Raw genomic sequence first — 13,431 nt, 5'->3', positions numbered from 1 at the left:
ATGCCGTCGGCAACGCGCGCGGGACGCGCGATCAGTCGTTCTTCTGGCTTTTTCCTGCCGACTCGCCCGAGTCGTTCTTGTGGAAGATCCGCTTCGTCGTGCGCTTGGTGGCTTCCCAGCCTTCGCGCGACGCATGGGCGACGCCGTGCCCGACCGCCTTCGCGGCGCTCGCGGTCGCGTGGCCGAAGCTGCGCGCCGCGTCGCCGGTCTTGTGCGCGGCTTCCTTCGAATCGCGCTTGATGTCCTGCTTCACTTCCGACATGTCCGCGTGCGCGAGCGGGCTGAGCAGCGCCGAAACGAGCGCGGCGCCAATGAACTGACGAACTTTCACGACCGGTTTCCTTGAGGTAAGCCTCTTCATCGAGGATTCGTGTGGCCGGCGGGCGCCGGTTGAAACGCGCCGGCGGCCGATGCGTCGAGCATCACCGTCGCGCGGCCGGACAGCAGCACGCGCTCGCCGCAGCGCAGCGCGAAGCCGTACAGGACCGAGCGGCCGTCGCCGCTCACGCGTTGCGCGTCGACGGTGAGCGGCTGCTCGACGGTGTCGAGCCGGTCGACGAACGCGTCGACGTTGCGCACGCTCGCGAGATAGCCGACCCGCGGGCGCGCTTCGTGCGCGCCGAGCAGCGCGCCGTGCACGGCCATCGCCTGCGCGGCGTATTCGATGCCGCAGACCGACGCGAGCCGCCCGTGCGCGCGCAGCGGGTTGTGCGGATCGCGGTGGCTCGTCGCGGTGCAGCGGATTCGTTCGGCATCCCACGCATCGACCGAATCGAGCACGCACATCGTGCCGACGTGCGGAATGTGCGCGGCAATCCACGCATGGTCGAGCGGCGGGGTCAAGAGGGCCGTTGCGGTCATGACGCGTGCTCCGCGACGGGTTCGGGCATCGCGACGTCGACCTGCACGCGCGTATCGGCCAGATAGTCGAGCACGACGCGCGTCGACCGCCGCGCGGCGAGCGCATCGAGCAGCGGCAGCACGCGGGCGGCCGGATTGCCGGCGCGCAGTGCGTCGAGTCCGGTATCGGCGAGCGTGGTCGCGGGGGCATCGGTGAGCTGCACGTCGATGCGGGCGAGCGTGCGCTCGCTTGCGTGCGGCGAGAGCACGAGCGCGACGCCGAACGCGTCGTCGATCGGCCGCACCGTGCGCAGCGGTTCCGGATAGTCGGTGTCGTACGCGATCAGCAGGCTCGGCACGCGATCGACGACGACCTGGCACAGGCTTTCGAGCAGGCCGGCGGCAAAGCTGCCGTCGTGCGCGCACAGGACGTTCGACGTCGCCGTCGAGCGGGTCGCGATGCTCCAGTAGCCGGCCGGGGCATTGTGCACCGAGTTGTGGAAGCGGGTCGGCGACAGCTGACGATCGTCGCCGGCCAGCGTTTCGCAGATCGCGTGGCAGTTCTGGCCGTCGCCGCCGGATGCGCTGAATACGGTCGCGAGCGTCGCGGCGTCGCGGCCGCTCGCGGCCACCGCTTCGTGGCCGACCGCGAGCGCGGCGCGCACGACGGGGCCCGTGCGACGCCGTTCGGCGGACGGCAGGCCGGCCGGCGGCGGCAGCTCGGTGCGGGCGGGCGCATAGGGCGCGCGGCCTGCGAGCACGTCGGCCGCGTGCGGCCAGTCGTTCAATCCCGGCCCGACGAGGCCGATGCTTTCGATGAAGGCGGTCAGTGTCATGGCGGACCTCAACGGCGGGCGTGATCGGCGCGGCCGAGGATCAGGCTGCAGTTCGTGCCGCCGAAGCCGAACGAGTTGGAGAGGACGGCGCGCACGCGCGTGTCGCGGCTCGCGAGCACGTAATCGGCTGCGAGCGCCGGGTCGGGCTGCGTCGTGTTGACGCCGGCCGGCACGAACTGCTCGCGCAGCGCGAGCGCGGCGACGATCGCCTCCAGCGCGCCGGCCGCGCCGAGCGTGTGGCCGGTCGCCCCTTTCGTCGAGCTGCACGGCGTGCGCGCGAACAGCGCGCCGATCGCACGGCTTTCCGCTGCATCGTTGCTCGGCGTCGCGGTGCCGTGCAGGTTCACGTAGTCGATATCGTCCGGGCCGAGGCCGGCGGACGCGAGCGCCTGCTCGATCGCGGCGCGCGCGCCGCGCCCTTCCGGATGCGGCGACGACATGTGGTGCGCGTCGCTCGATTCGCCGATGCCGAGCAGCAGGATCGCGTCGCCGTCGAGCGTGGCGGGCGGGGCGGAGACGCGCTCGACGAGCGCGAACGCGGCGGCCTCGCCGATCGAGATGCCGTCGCGCGCGACGTCGAACGGCCGGCACGGCCGGCGCGACAGCAGTTCGAGCGAATTGAAGCCGTACAGCGTGGTCAGGCACAGCGAATCGACGCCGCCGACGACGGCCGCGTCGATCAGCCCGGCTTCGATCATGCGGCGCGCGGAGCCGAACACCTTCGCGCCCGACGAGCACGCGGACGAGATCGCCATCGCCGGCCCGCGCAGCGCGAAATACGCGCGCACGAACGCGGCCGGCGAATACGGATTGTGCGTGTGTGCGTAGCGGAAGTCGGCCGGCAGCGCGCCGCTCGCCGGGTCGCGGCGCCGATACGCGCGCTCGGTTTCGAGGATGCCGGCCGTGCTCGTGCCGACGAACACGCCGACGCGTGCGGCGCCGTAGCGCGCGACGGCCGCCGCGACGCGTGCGTCGAAGCCGTCCTGCGTCAGGCCGAGTTGCGCGAGGCGGTTGTTGCGGCATTCGAAGTCGGCGAGATCGGCGCGCACGGGGTGCGCATCGACGCCGTCCACCGCGCCGATCCACGTGTCGAGGTCCGCACGCTCGAAGTTGCACGGCACGAGTCCGCCGCGGGCGTGGCGCAGCGCATCGAGGGTCGCGTCGAGGCCGCGCCCGATGCAGCTGGTGGCGGTGAAGTGCGAGAGCAGGAGAGGTTTCACGAGGGTCGCTTCCGGTGGCCGGAACGGGCGCTGCAGCAGGGCTGGCGGGCGCGCCGTTCGAGGTCAGATTTTATCAAACGGGGGTGCCGGAACGCCCGGCTGGCCGGACGGTTCGGGCGCGAGCGCCGCGCGCAAGGTGGTCCAGTGCAGCTGCGCATCGGCGGCCGCGCGCAGCACTTCGTGCAGCACGTCGAGCACGATCGGTTCGCCGCGCGCGTCGCGCGCCGCATGACCGTCGTGGACCAGCAGGATGTCGCGCGCATCGAGGCCGTGCAGCAGGCGGCGCGTGACGGTCGCGGCGTCGTGCGCACGCGTGTCGAAGCCGCGTCGCGTCCAGCTCGCGAGTTGCAGGCCGAGTTCGCACAGCACCGGTTCGAGAAACGGATTGCGCAGGCCGGCCGGCGCGCGGAAGAACAGCGGTCGCGTGCCGGCGACGTCGGTCAGCGTCTGCTGCGCGGCCGCGATTTCGCGTCGCAGCGCGGCCGGCCCCGACAGCGAGAACGTATGGCGGTGCCGCTGGCTGTGGTTCTCGACCGCATGGCCGCGCGCGACGATCGCCTCGATCCAGCGCGGATGGCGGCGCGCGAGATCGCCGATGCAGAAGAACGTCGCGCGCGCGTCGTAACGGTCGAGCAGGTCGAGCACGCGCGGCGTGACGTCCGGGTCCGGGCCGTCGTCGATCGTCAGCGCGATGCGGCGGCCCGCGCCGGGCGGCAGGCGCGTCCAGTTCGGACCGAGCAGCGTGCTGCGCGGCCACAGGCCGGCCGCCGTCAGCGCGAGATGCGACGCGACCACGCCGCCGACGGCCCACGGCCACGTGGCCGGTTGCGCGATCGCGGCGGCGGCCGCGCCGGCGTGCAGTGCGGCGGCGCCCGCGATCAGCGGCGTGGGTTTCCAGCGCCGCGCGTCGCCGGCGGGGTGCGGCGGAACCGCCGACGGCGCATTCATGCGCGGCCTCCTCGTTCGCGATGGCCGAGCGCCGGTGCGGCGCGCGGCGCGAGAATCGCCGCGAACGCGAGCGCGAGCATCGCACCGGGGCCGACGGTCAGCCCGAAGGTTTCGAGCAGCGGCACGCGCGACAGCGCGAGCAGCCCGAAGCCGGCGACCGTCGCGAGGTTCGCGATCAGCAGCGACACCAGCGTGTACGGCGTGACGGGCTGCGTGTCGTCGCGCCGGCAGAAGAACAGCGCGTAGTTCGAGCCGACCGCGACGATCAGCAGCATCCCGACGAGGTGCAGGATCGTCAGCTGTACGCCGGCGAGCGCGAAGCCGGCCGTCACGACCAGCACGGCCGCGACGAGCGGCGCGAGGGCGCGCACCGCGCGGCGCGGCGAGCGCAGCGCGATCAGCAGCAGCACGGCGATCGCGGCGAACCCGGCGAGCGACAACCGGATGTCCTCGTGCACATAGCTCACGTACAGCCGATCGGCTTCGGTTTTCATGTCGACGAACAGCGCATCGGGCACGCCCGCGCGCGCCACGGCGGCGCGAATCGGCGCGGCGTCGAGGCCCGACGCCGGCTGCGCGGTGCGGGCCGCGTCCGGCGCACGCAGCGGCAGCATCGCGCTCCAGCGGCCGTCGCGTTCGGTCAGCAGCGCATCGACGGCGAGCGCCATCGACGTGCCGCGCAGGTCCGCGCGCGTCAGCAGCGGTGCGTGACGCGCGGCGTCGACGTCGGCGAGGAACGGCGCGAACAGGTCGGGCTTCACCGCGATCGGCTGGTGCGCGACGGCGTCGCGCATCCGTGCGGCAAGCGCGTCCGCATCCGGCAGGCTCGCCCGGCGCGCGCGCTGCGCGGCGTCGCTCGGCAGGTAGCGGGCGGGGTTTTCGAAACCGCCGAGCGTGCCCCGGTCGACGAGCGGCTGCAATTGCGCGGCGACTTTTTCTGCCCCTTCGAGTGCGGCCTGTTCGGTCGGCGCGGCAATCACGACGAGATAGCGCACGTCGGGCGCGCCGACATCCGCGCGCAGCCGTGCGTCGAGCGCCTGCGCTGTCGCCGGAACCGGGCTGAGCGCGGCGAGCTCGCGGCTCCACAGGTTGTCGCGATGCAGCGCGAGGGTCGCGCATGCGGCGACCGCGAGCACCGCGAGCGGCCAGCGCAGCCGCGGCGCGGCGTCGGCCGCGCGCGCGAGTACGGCGCCGACGCGCGAGACGTCGCGGATCGCGACATGCTCGCCGCGCAGGTGCGGCAGCACGAAGCGCGTGACGAGCGCGGCGGCCGTCAGCCCGACGATCGAATAGAGCCCGAGCTGCACGAGGCCCGGGAATCCGGAGAACAGCATCGACGCGAATCCGCACACCGACGTCAGCACGCCGAGCCGGATCGTCGGCCAGTATGCGGCGACCCACGCGCGCGTCGCGTCGGCCGGGCGCGTGGCGCCGCGCGTGCCGGCGTGCGCCGATTGCACGAACAGGTAGATCGAATAGTCGACGGCTTCGCCGATCAGCGTCGTGCCGAACCCGAGCGTCAGCCCGTGGACCGTGCCGAACGCGACGCCGACCGCCGCGATCCCGGCCGCGACGCCCGTCAGCACCGGCAGCAGGCCGAGCGCGAGCGTGCGCGGCGAACGGTACAGCGTGAGCAGCAGCGCGACGATCAGCACGACGCTTGCCGTCGACAACCGTTCGACGTCGTGCCGGATCGTGTCGCGCGTGTCGACCGAGAACACGCCGGGGCCCGTCATGGCGAGCGTGGTGGCCGCTGCATTCGGGATGGCCCGTTTCGCGGCGGCGAACGCGCGACGCACCGTGTCGATCGCGCGTGCCTGCGCATCGGTATCGGAGCCGGCGGCGGCCGTCTGGACGACCAGCACCGCGCGCGTGCCGTCGCGCGACGCCCACACGCCGTCGCGGCTCGCCGGTTCGGCCGCGCGGTCGAGGCCGTCGACGAGCGCGGCGACTTCGCCGGTCGGGTCGCGCGGCAGCATTGCTTTCGCGACGAGGCCGGCCGACGAACTCAAAAGGTCGAGGCTGTCGCCGAGCGCCCGGTGCAGGCCGTCGGCGCTGAAGCGCTGCGGCGTGACGGCCGGGCTCAACAGATAGCGGTGATCGAAGATGAATTGCCGGTCGCGCGCGTCGTTCGTGGCTGCGCCGTCGTGCACGGCCGCGAACTGCGGATCGGCGCGCAGCGTGTCGGCGACGCGCCGCGACAGCGCGGCGCGCGTGCTCGCATCGCCGCCGTCGATCGCGACGAGGATCAGGCGCGACACGATGCCGTCGCGCAACTGGTCGACGAGCACGCGTTGCCCGGCGCTCGGCGCATTCGGCAGGAACGCGGACAGGTCGGCCGTGAAGTGCGCGCGCCCGATCGCGACGCCGCACACGACGAGCGCGAGCAGCCACACGAGCACCGCGCGCTGCCGCCACGCGGGCACGCGGCGCGCGACGGGAGAGGGGCGCGTGCGATCGTCCATCAGTTCGCGTCCGCCGCGATGGGGTGCAGGCGCATCACCGAACGATCGCCGTCGGCCTGCCGGATCGCGACGCTGCGCAACACGTCGCGCGTGCCGTCGAGCGTGATCGTGCTGACGACCTTCAGCATCCGCGAGTCGAGCGGCGTGAGCGTCAGCGTCCAGTCGTCGCCGCGTCCGGAAAGCGCGACCTTGTACACCTGCTCGAGCGCGAAGCGGTTGCCGGCGAGCGTCGCGCGGATGCTGTCGATGAACGCGCCGAGCTCCGGATAGCGCGCGAGCGCGAGCGTGTACTTGCGGTTGTTGCGCTCGACGGTGAGCATGTCGCCGTCGACGACGAGGTGTTCGGGCTTCGGGCTCAGCGTGTGTTTTTCAAGGTGGTCGGGCGCGACGAACACCAGCTCGCCCGACGATTCGATCGGCTGCGCGGCGATCGACAAGGTCTTCGTCTCGGTGAAGGTCGCGCGGCCCGACTTGTGCTGCGCGAGCGTCGACATCAGCCGGTCGAGGCTCCACGCAGGCCCGGCGTCGGCCGCGTGCGCGGGCGCGGCCAGCGCAATCGCGGCGGCGCCGGCGACGAGCACGCGGGCGACGTGGGGCAACGAAAACGAGAACGGGAACGGGCGGCGGCGAACGGCGGTCATGCGTCGGAATCCCTCGTGGCGGGCAGGTCGGCGCCGGTGCGCACCGCGTCGCGGCGCGCGGCCGCGGCATCGCCGTCTTGCCAGAAATCGAAATAGTTGAACCAGTTGTACGGCGCCATGCGGCAGTATTTGTCGAGCAGCGCGACGTAGCGCGCGAGTGCCGCATCGACCGCCGCCGCACGCGCGTCGCGCCGCACGTCGGAGAAATCGGCGAGCGTCTCGAAATGCACGTCGTAGCGGTTGCCGTCGCGATAAAGGCCCGTCATGAAGATCACCGGGCGCTTCAGCATCGCGGCCATGTAAAGCGGGCCGAGCGGGAATGCGGCCGGCGCGCCGAGCAGCGGCAAGCGTCGCAGTGACGCGGCCGCGTCGTCGAGCAGCGTGCGATCGGCGAGCATGCCGACCATGCAGTTCGCGTCGAGGCGCTCGCGCACCTTCAGCATCGAGTCGACCTGCCCGAGCGGAATCACTTCCGGCTGCGCGGCCGGGTTCACCGCGGCGAGCGTCGCGTTGATCTTGCGCGCGTTCTTCTCGTACATCGTGACGACCACGCGCAGGTCCGGATGCGTGCGGCCGATCGCGCGCACGACCTCGAAGCTGCCGAGGTGCGCGCCCATCAGGAACGCGCCGCGACCGCCCGCGAGCGCGTCGTCGACGAGCGTCTCGCCGTGCAACCGAATGTCGAACAGGTCGAAGCGCCCGTTCATCAGGTAGATGCGATCGTGGATCGTCGCCGCGAACGTGAACACGTGCCGGTACACGTCGCGCCAGCGCGCGGGGCGGCCGAGCACGCGGCGCAGGTAGTCGCGCGACGCCGCGCACGCGACCGGCGAGAACAGCACGAAATACGTCGCGATCAGGTGCAGCACGATGCGCGCGCGCTGCCGGCCGAAGCGCAGCGAAATCCACGTCATCGCGCGCAGCAAGCCCGCGTTGCTGCGCTCCTGGCGCTCGGCCCACGCGGTGCGCTTCATGGTTGCGTGCCGTCCTGCGCGGGCGGCGGTGCGGACAGCACGCCGGTCGCGACCTCGCGCGACCCGGCGCGCACCGTGAAGCGGATCGCGCCGCTGGCCGCGGCGTCGTACGCGAGCGCGAGCGCTTCGCCGGGCGCGACCGGGCTCAGGAATTTCGCGGATCCGAGCCGCCACGCATGCAGCGGACGGTTCAGCGCCGCGCCGATCGCGTGGATCGCGTGATCGAGCAGCACGACTCCGGGCACGACCGGATGGCCGGGGAAGTGACCGGGCAGCGCGGGATGGTCGGCGGCGATCGTGAACGCGAGCACGGGCGTGCCGGCCGGGTCGTGTTCGGCCGGCGGCGCGGCCGTCGTGCCCGCGCCACGCGCATGTTGCGCCACGAGCGCGGCCAGTACGTCGCGCGGCAGCTTGCCCGTTTCATTGCGCGGCAGCGCATCGACGAACACGAGCGGGCGCGGCATGAACGCGGGATCGATCCGCTCGCGCAGCGCGCGTTGCAGATCGGCGGCCGCGAGCGTCGGCGCGACGACCAGCGCGACGAGGCGCGTGACCGGCTCGACGGCGGTGTCGCCCTGTGCGGGCGCAGCTTCGTCGGGCATGAAGAACACGCCGTCGACCACCTGGGGAATCGCGTTGAGCTGATGGTTCAGGTACGCGAGCGACGTGCGCTTGCCGGCGATGTTGACGAGATCGGCCTTGCGGCCGTGCAGCAGGAACCGGCCGCCGCCGAGCAGTTCGAGCGCATCGCCCATCGGCACGGGCGCCTCGACGTGTCCGCCCGATACCCAGACCGTCGGCCCGCTGTCGTCGCCGTCCGGGGCGTCGCGGGCGTCGAGCCGGATATCCGGGAACAGTTCCCACGCCGCGCCTTGCGACGTGCGACGGGTCGCGATCTGGCCGGTCTCGGTGCTGCCGTAGATCTCGACGAGCGGCGCGTCGAGCGCGGCCTCGGCCTCGCACGCGAGCTTCTCCGACAGCGGTGCGGTGGCCGACAGCACCAGCGCCGCGCGCGGCAGCGCATGGTCGGCCGACAGCAGCGCCCGCAGGTGGATCGGCGACGTGACGAGCACGCGCGGCTGCGGGATCGCGTCGAGTTCGTCGCGAATGTCGCCCGGGTAGAACGGCTGGCGATTGCTGAACGCGAGGCCGCCGATCAGCGCGAGCAGCACCGTCGATTCGAAGCCGTACATGTGCTGCGCGGGCACCGTGCCGATCAGCGTGGCCGCGCGGCCATCGAGCAGCCCGAGGCGATCGGCCGCCGCGTGCACGCAGCCGACCAGGAAGCCCCAGGTCTTGCGGTGCGGCACCGGCGCGCCGGTCGAGCCGGACGTGAACACGTAGGCCATGATCCGCGCCGCGTCGATCTGCGGGACGGCGAACGGCGCGTCGCCCGCGCGTTCGTCGGGCGCGGCATCGGGATACGCGAAGCGCGGCAGGTCGATCGTGCAATCGGGCGCATCGTGCAGGCAGAACGCGTCGGGCGCGAACGACGCGAGCTGGCGGACCATTTCCGGCGTGTGCGTCGACGGCAGCAGGCTGATCTTGCCGGCGACGAGCGCCGCGCACAGGCTGACCGCGAAGCGATAGCGGTCGCGGCACACGTTGAACACGTGGCCGCCCGCGGGCAGCGCGGCGGCCACGCGCGCGACGTCGGCGACGAATGCGCGTACGGTGACGGGCGAGCCGTCGCGCCAGGCGATCGTCTGGTCGGGCGAGGCATGGAATACCAGCGGGTGAGTCGGCATAAATCGGTCAAGACGGGGACGAAGGCCGCGCGGCCGTGGGGCCGCGCCGGTCATGAATTCATTGCGAGGCCTGCGTGGCGTGGGCGGACGCGCGATACGCGCGCACCGCGTCGATCATGCGCGGCCGCGGCTCGTGCGGCAGCGCGACACGCCGGCACGCATGCTCGGCGGCGAACATCACGGCGACGAGCGGCAGCGACAGGTAGTTCGCGAAGGTCGACCACGTCACGATCGGCGCGGTCGCGAACAGCAGCGTCGACACGGCGGCGATCGCGACGAAGAACAACGCCCATGCGAGCGTGATCCGCCGCGTGTAGCGCGCGACGGCCGGCGTGACCGTGCCGTGGATCGTCGCCGCGAAGCGCGTGCACAGCGGCACGTCGCCGGCCGCGAGCGTGCGGCCGAACAGCAGCGCCATCGCGACGTTGAAGCTCACGTGCTCCAGATACAGGCCCCATTCGAAGTGCCGCGCGAGCGGGGCGCGCGCGGCCCACAGCGCGGCGGCGGCCAGCAGCCATGCCGGTACGAGCCAGGCGCGCCGCGGCGAGCGCCACGCCGCGCCTAGCGCGAGCAGCAGCGGCGGCACGAGCGCCATCGCGAGGCCGAAGCCGTGCGCGCCGGGCGTTGCGCTCGCGTAATGCGCGCCGGCCTGGTAGGCGGCCACGGCGCCGATCGCCGCGACGCCGCGCACGACGGGCAGCAGCCGGCTCATCGGCGGCCTCCGGCGGCGCGGCGCGCACGTCGGCCGGCGGCCGGGCTGCGGCGGCTGACGGGCGGGCGAACCGGAACGGAGCGCAAGGGCGGACGCGGTATCACTGGAGACATCGGGCGAATCGTGGACGGAACGCGCGGGCGGGCCGTCGAAACATCATATGAATGGCGGCCGGGACGCGGGTCCGGGCCGGTGGTCGGGCACGCTCATTTTAGGGCCGCGGCAGCGCGGGTTCGGGGCGGCCGCGACCGGGTTTTGTAACCGATTGTATGGCACCGGACGAACGATTTTGCGGGGTCGGTCCATTTCCGTCCAAAGCGGCTCAAGCGTCTCGTGCATTCGCGTTCGAAACGGGCCGCTGCGGCGGCTCGCCAGTCTTGTAACCATTCGCGGTATACGGCCCGATACCCTTCGTCTAGAATCCGCGTAACTTTTACAAACGATCCCCAAACGACGCAGGCGGGGAAGCCGGCAGAGGCCGGAGGGACGGAGATTCGCACGCGCCGGGCGTGCACGACGGCTTGCCGTTTCCGGGCGCCTCCCGCTGCCGCGGGCCGCCTGCACGCACGCATGATGAACGCACTGGAACAAGAGCTCGCCACGCTGATCATCGGCGAACTGAATCTCGAAGACGTCCCGCTCGACACGGTGACGGCCGATACCCCGCTGTATGGCGAAGGTTTCGGGCTCGATTCCATCGACATCCTGGAAATCGCGCTGCTGATTTCGAAGAAATACGGCTTCGAACTGCGCTCGGACAATCCGGACAACCAGACGATCTTTGCGACGCTCGGTGCGCTGGCTGCCTACGTCGCCGCGCATCGCACGAAGTGACGGCGTCGCGCACGGGCGTCGGGCACGGGCGCGGCGCAACGGCGAAGACGGCATGCGGCGACGCGCGAAGGACGATGCGCGGCCGCGTCGATCGAGGTGACAACGCAATGAACGGAGCCATTCGATGCGGGCGCTCGTGACGGGCGGCAGCGGCGCGCTCGGGCAGGCGATCTGCACGGCGCTCGCGCAAGCCGGCCATGAAGTATGGGTGCATGCGAACCGCCATCTCGCGCAGGCGCAGGCCGTCGCGCAGCAGATCGTCGCGGCCGGCGGCGCCGCGCACGCGATCGCGTTCGACGTGACCGACGCCGATGCGACGCTCGCCGCGCTGCAGCCGTTCGTCGACGATGCGCCGGTGCAGATCCTCGTCAACAACGCGGGCATTCACGACGACGCGCCGATGGCCGGCATGTCGCGCCGGCAATGGCACAGCGTGATCGACGTGACGCTCAACGGTTTTTTCAACGTCACGCAGCCGCTGCTGCTGCCGATGATCCGCACGCGGTGCGGACGGATCGTCAACATCGCATCGGTGGCCGGCGTGACCGGCAATCGCGGGCAGGCCAACTACGCGGCCGCGAAGGCGGGGCTGATCGGCGCGACGAAGTCGCTGTCGCTGGAGCTCGCGTCGCGCGGCATCACCGTGAACGCGGTGGCGCCCGGCATCATCGCGTCGCCGATGGCCGAACAGGCGTTTCCCGCCGAACGGATCAAGCAGCTCGTGCCCGCGCAACGCGCGGGCCGGCCCGACGAAGTCGCGGCGATGGTCGCGTATCTGGTGTCCGACGCCGCGGCCTATGTGACGGGGCAGGTGTTGTCCGTCAACGGCGGGCTCGCATGACGAAGCGCCGCGTCGGCCTGACGTAGCGCAACGCGGTGCAGGGCCGCGGTGTCGGGCGGCGCCATCTAGTAGTGAGGAAATCGAAGTGTCCGTGCATCCAGTCCACGCCGAACGGCGCCCGTGTTCCCCGTTGCCCGCCGCCGCGCCGTTCGCGCACGGCGACGGCCACGCGCTGCGGTTCGTCCGGATGAGCCACGCGCGGCTCGTCGCGCTGCTGCACGAAGCGCACCGCGGCGGCGACGGACTCGAGCGCGCGTTTCCCGGCATACTGGGCGCGGTGTGTATCGGCGCAACCGGAACGCCGGACGAGTCGCGCGCGGAGGCGATGGCACGGATGCTGACCGATGCCGCGCCCGGCCTGCCGGTCGCGCCGGTGCAGATGGCGCTGCTCGGCGCCGAGGTCGCGCCGGGCGATGCCGTCTGCGAACTGTGGCAATGCACTGCGCACGACCTGCGCAGCGCGCGGCGCGGTGCGCTGCGCTATCGCTACAGCGAAGCGGCGGGGCTCGTGTTCGGCAGCCTCGTCGTGCACGAGACGGACGCAGCATGCGACGCACCGCGCGACGGCGGCACGCCGCTCGAACGCGCGACGTTCGACGCGTACCGCGCGCTGTTCGACCTGCTCGATACGCTCGGCATGCCGCATCCGCTGCGGATCTGGAATACCGTGCCGGCGATCAATGCGGTGCAGGACGGGATCGAGCGCTACCGTCAGTTCAACATCGGCCGTCAGCGTGCGTTCGACGCGTGCCGCCGTGCATTGACGGGCAGCGTGCCGGCCGCGTGCGCGCTCGGCTCGGTCGTGCCGGTCGCGGGTGACGCGTCGCCGGCCGCGCCGCTCGCGATCTACTTCCTCGCGAGCCGAACGCCGGCCGATTCCGTCGAGAATCCGCGCCAGGTCAGCGCGTATCACTATCCGGCGCAGTACGGCCCGCGTGCGCCGACGTTCGCGCGCGCCGCCGCGTGGGCGGACGGCGACGCGACGCCGCTGCTGTTCGTATCGGGCACCGCGAGCATCGTCGGGCACCGCACCGTGCATCGCGGCGACGTCGTCGCGCAGACGCGCGAGACGGTCGCGAACCTCGCGGCGGTACTCGAGCAGGCCGCGCGGCAGGGGCACGGCCCGTTCTCGCTCGCCGACCTGAGCTATCGCGTCTACGTGCGCGATGCCGGCGATACCGCGGCGCTCGCCGCGATCGGCCAAGTGCTGCGCGAGGCGGCCGGTCCTCACGTGCGGCCGCTGTTCGTTCACGCGGACGTATGTCGCGACGACCTGCTGGTCGAGATCGAGGCCAGCGCCGGCCATGCCGCGGAGTGGCTGTCATGAAGCGCGAGAGCCTCACGATCCGGCAGCCGGTCCGGCATGCGGCCG

Annotated in this window: 13 protein-coding genes; 3 read left to right on the top strand and 10 right to left on the bottom strand. The window is 72.1% G+C overall.

The features are described 5' to 3' along the window. Positions 1-31 precede the first annotated feature (31 nt). The 10 genes from WS54_RS27450 to WS54_RS27405 all read right to left on the bottom strand — a co-directional run bounded on the left by WS54_RS27450 (position 32) and on the right by WS54_RS27405 (position 10,384). The gene (locus WS54_RS27450) at positions 32-361 is read right to left on the bottom strand and encodes a hypothetical protein (protein WP_059780489.1); all 330 of its coding nucleotides are present in this window, start codon (positions 359-361) and stop codon (positions 32-34) included. Then, positions 358-861 (bottom strand): hotdog family protein, encoded by a 504-nt coding sequence (locus tag WS54_RS27445; RefSeq protein ID WP_059780490.1) that lies wholly within the window; start codon positions 859-861, stop codon positions 358-360. The genes WS54_RS27450 and WS54_RS27445 overlap by 4 nt, the downstream gene beginning before the upstream one ends. Then, complete coding sequence (locus WS54_RS27440) at positions 858-1,676, bottom strand: beta-ketoacyl synthase chain length factor (RefSeq protein WP_059780491.1); 819 nt, start codon at positions 1,674-1,676, stop codon at positions 858-860. The genes WS54_RS27445 and WS54_RS27440 overlap by 4 nt, the downstream gene beginning before the upstream one ends. Positions 1,677-1,684: 8 nt before the next feature. Continuing rightward, positions 1,685-2,896 carry a beta-ketoacyl-[acyl-carrier-protein] synthase family protein gene (locus WS54_RS27435; protein WP_059780492.1) on the bottom strand — a complete coding sequence of 404 codons (1,212 nt, stop codon included), beginning with the start codon at positions 2,894-2,896 and terminating at the stop codon, positions 1,685-1,687. Positions 2,897-2,959: 63 nt separating this feature from the next. After that, a complete protein-coding gene (locus WS54_RS27430) occupies positions 2,960-3,844 on the bottom strand; it encodes a polysaccharide deacetylase family protein (protein ID WP_059780493.1) in 885 nt (294 codons plus the stop codon). Further along, on the bottom strand, positions 3,841-6,309 hold the full coding sequence (locus WS54_RS27425) for an MMPL family transporter (RefSeq protein ID WP_059780494.1): 2,469 nt from the start codon (positions 6,307-6,309) through the stop codon (positions 3,841-3,843). The genes WS54_RS27430 and WS54_RS27425 overlap by 4 nt, the downstream gene beginning before the upstream one ends. Continuing rightward, positions 6,309-6,950 (bottom strand): outer membrane lipoprotein carrier protein LolA, encoded by a 642-nt coding sequence (locus WS54_RS27420; RefSeq protein WP_059780495.1) that lies wholly within the window; start codon positions 6,948-6,950, stop codon positions 6,309-6,311. Before WS54_RS27420 ends, WS54_RS27425 begins: the two co-directional genes overlap by 1 nt. Continuing rightward, positions 6,947-7,924: an LpxL/LpxP family acyltransferase gene (locus WS54_RS27415; protein ID WP_059780496.1), complete on the bottom strand. Its 978-nt coding sequence runs from the start codon at positions 7,922-7,924 to the stop codon at positions 6,947-6,949. The genes WS54_RS27420 and WS54_RS27415 overlap by 4 nt, the downstream gene beginning before the upstream one ends. Further along, positions 7,921-9,672 (bottom strand): acyl-CoA synthetase family protein, encoded by a 1,752-nt coding sequence (locus WS54_RS27410; protein ID WP_059780497.1) that lies wholly within the window; start codon positions 9,670-9,672, stop codon positions 7,921-7,923. Before WS54_RS27410 ends, WS54_RS27415 begins: the two co-directional genes overlap by 4 nt. A 58-nt stretch (positions 9,673-9,730) precedes the next feature. Continuing rightward, positions 9,731-10,384 (bottom strand): hypothetical protein, encoded by a 654-nt coding sequence (locus WS54_RS27405; protein WP_059780498.1) that lies wholly within the window; start codon positions 10,382-10,384, stop codon positions 9,731-9,733. Between the two features lie 573 nt (positions 10,385-10,957). Here WS54_RS27405 and WS54_RS27395 point away from each other — a divergent pair. From WS54_RS27395 to WS54_RS27385, 3 genes are all read left to right on the top strand, one after another. Further along, positions 10,958-11,218, top strand: coding sequence for a phosphopantetheine-binding protein (locus WS54_RS27395; protein WP_034174668.1), 261 nt, complete (start codon positions 10,958-10,960; stop codon positions 11,216-11,218). Between the two features lie 124 nt (positions 11,219-11,342). After that, positions 11,343-12,059: a 3-oxoacyl-ACP reductase FabG gene (gene fabG, locus WS54_RS27390; protein WP_059780499.1), complete on the top strand. Its 717-nt coding sequence runs from the start codon at positions 11,343-11,345 to the stop codon at positions 12,057-12,059. 85 nt (positions 12,060-12,144) lie between these two features. Further along, positions 12,145-13,386, top strand: coding sequence for a chorismate transformation enzyme, FkbO/Hyg5 family (locus tag WS54_RS27385; RefSeq protein ID WP_080747816.1), 1,242 nt, complete (start codon positions 12,145-12,147; stop codon positions 13,384-13,386). Positions 13,387-13,431: the final 45 nt, after the last annotated feature.

Source organism: Burkholderia sp. NRF60-BP8 (genome assembly GCF_001522585.2).
Classification (GTDB): Bacteria; Pseudomonadota; Gammaproteobacteria; order Burkholderiales; family Burkholderiaceae; genus Burkholderia.
The sequence above is the reverse complement of the archived record's forward strand: the minus strand, read 5'-3'. Positions and strand labels throughout refer to the sequence as shown.

Coding starts and splice junctions, on each gene's coding strand:
- WS54_RS27395 (WP_034174668.1), top strand. CDS start 10,958: ATGAACGCACTGGAACAAGAGCTCGCCACGCTGATCATCGGCGAACTG.
- WS54_RS27445 (WP_059780490.1), bottom strand. CDS start 861: ATGACCGCAACGGCCCTCTTGACCCCGCCGCTCGACCATGCGTGGATT.
- WS54_RS27415 (WP_059780496.1), bottom strand. CDS start 7,924: ATGAAGCGCACCGCGTGGGCCGAGCGCCAGGAGCGCAGCAACGCGGGC.
- WS54_RS27440 (WP_059780491.1), bottom strand. CDS start 1,676: ATGACACTGACCGCCTTCATCGAAAGCATCGGCCTCGTCGGGCCGGGA.
- WS54_RS27420 (WP_059780495.1), bottom strand. CDS start 6,950: ATGACCGCCGTTCGCCGCCGCCCGTTCCCGTTCTCGTTTTCGTTGCCC.
- WS54_RS27405 (WP_059780498.1), bottom strand. CDS start 10,384: ATGAGCCGGCTGCTGCCCGTCGTGCGCGGCGTCGCGGCGATCGGCGCC.
- WS54_RS27430 (WP_059780493.1), bottom strand. CDS start 3,844: ATGAATGCGCCGTCGGCGGTTCCGCCGCACCCCGCCGGCGACGCGCGG.
- WS54_RS27425 (WP_059780494.1), bottom strand. CDS start 6,309: ATGGACGATCGCACGCGCCCCTCTCCCGTCGCGCGCCGCGTGCCCGCG.
- WS54_RS27450 (WP_059780489.1), bottom strand. CDS start 361: ATGAAGAGGCTTACCTCAAGGAAACCGGTCGTGAAAGTTCGTCAGTTC.
- WS54_RS27410 (WP_059780497.1), bottom strand. CDS start 9,672: ATGCCGACTCACCCGCTGGTATTCCATGCCTCGCCCGACCAGACGATC.
- fabG (WP_059780499.1), top strand. CDS start 11,343: ATGCGGGCGCTCGTGACGGGCGGCAGCGGCGCGCTCGGGCAGGCGATC.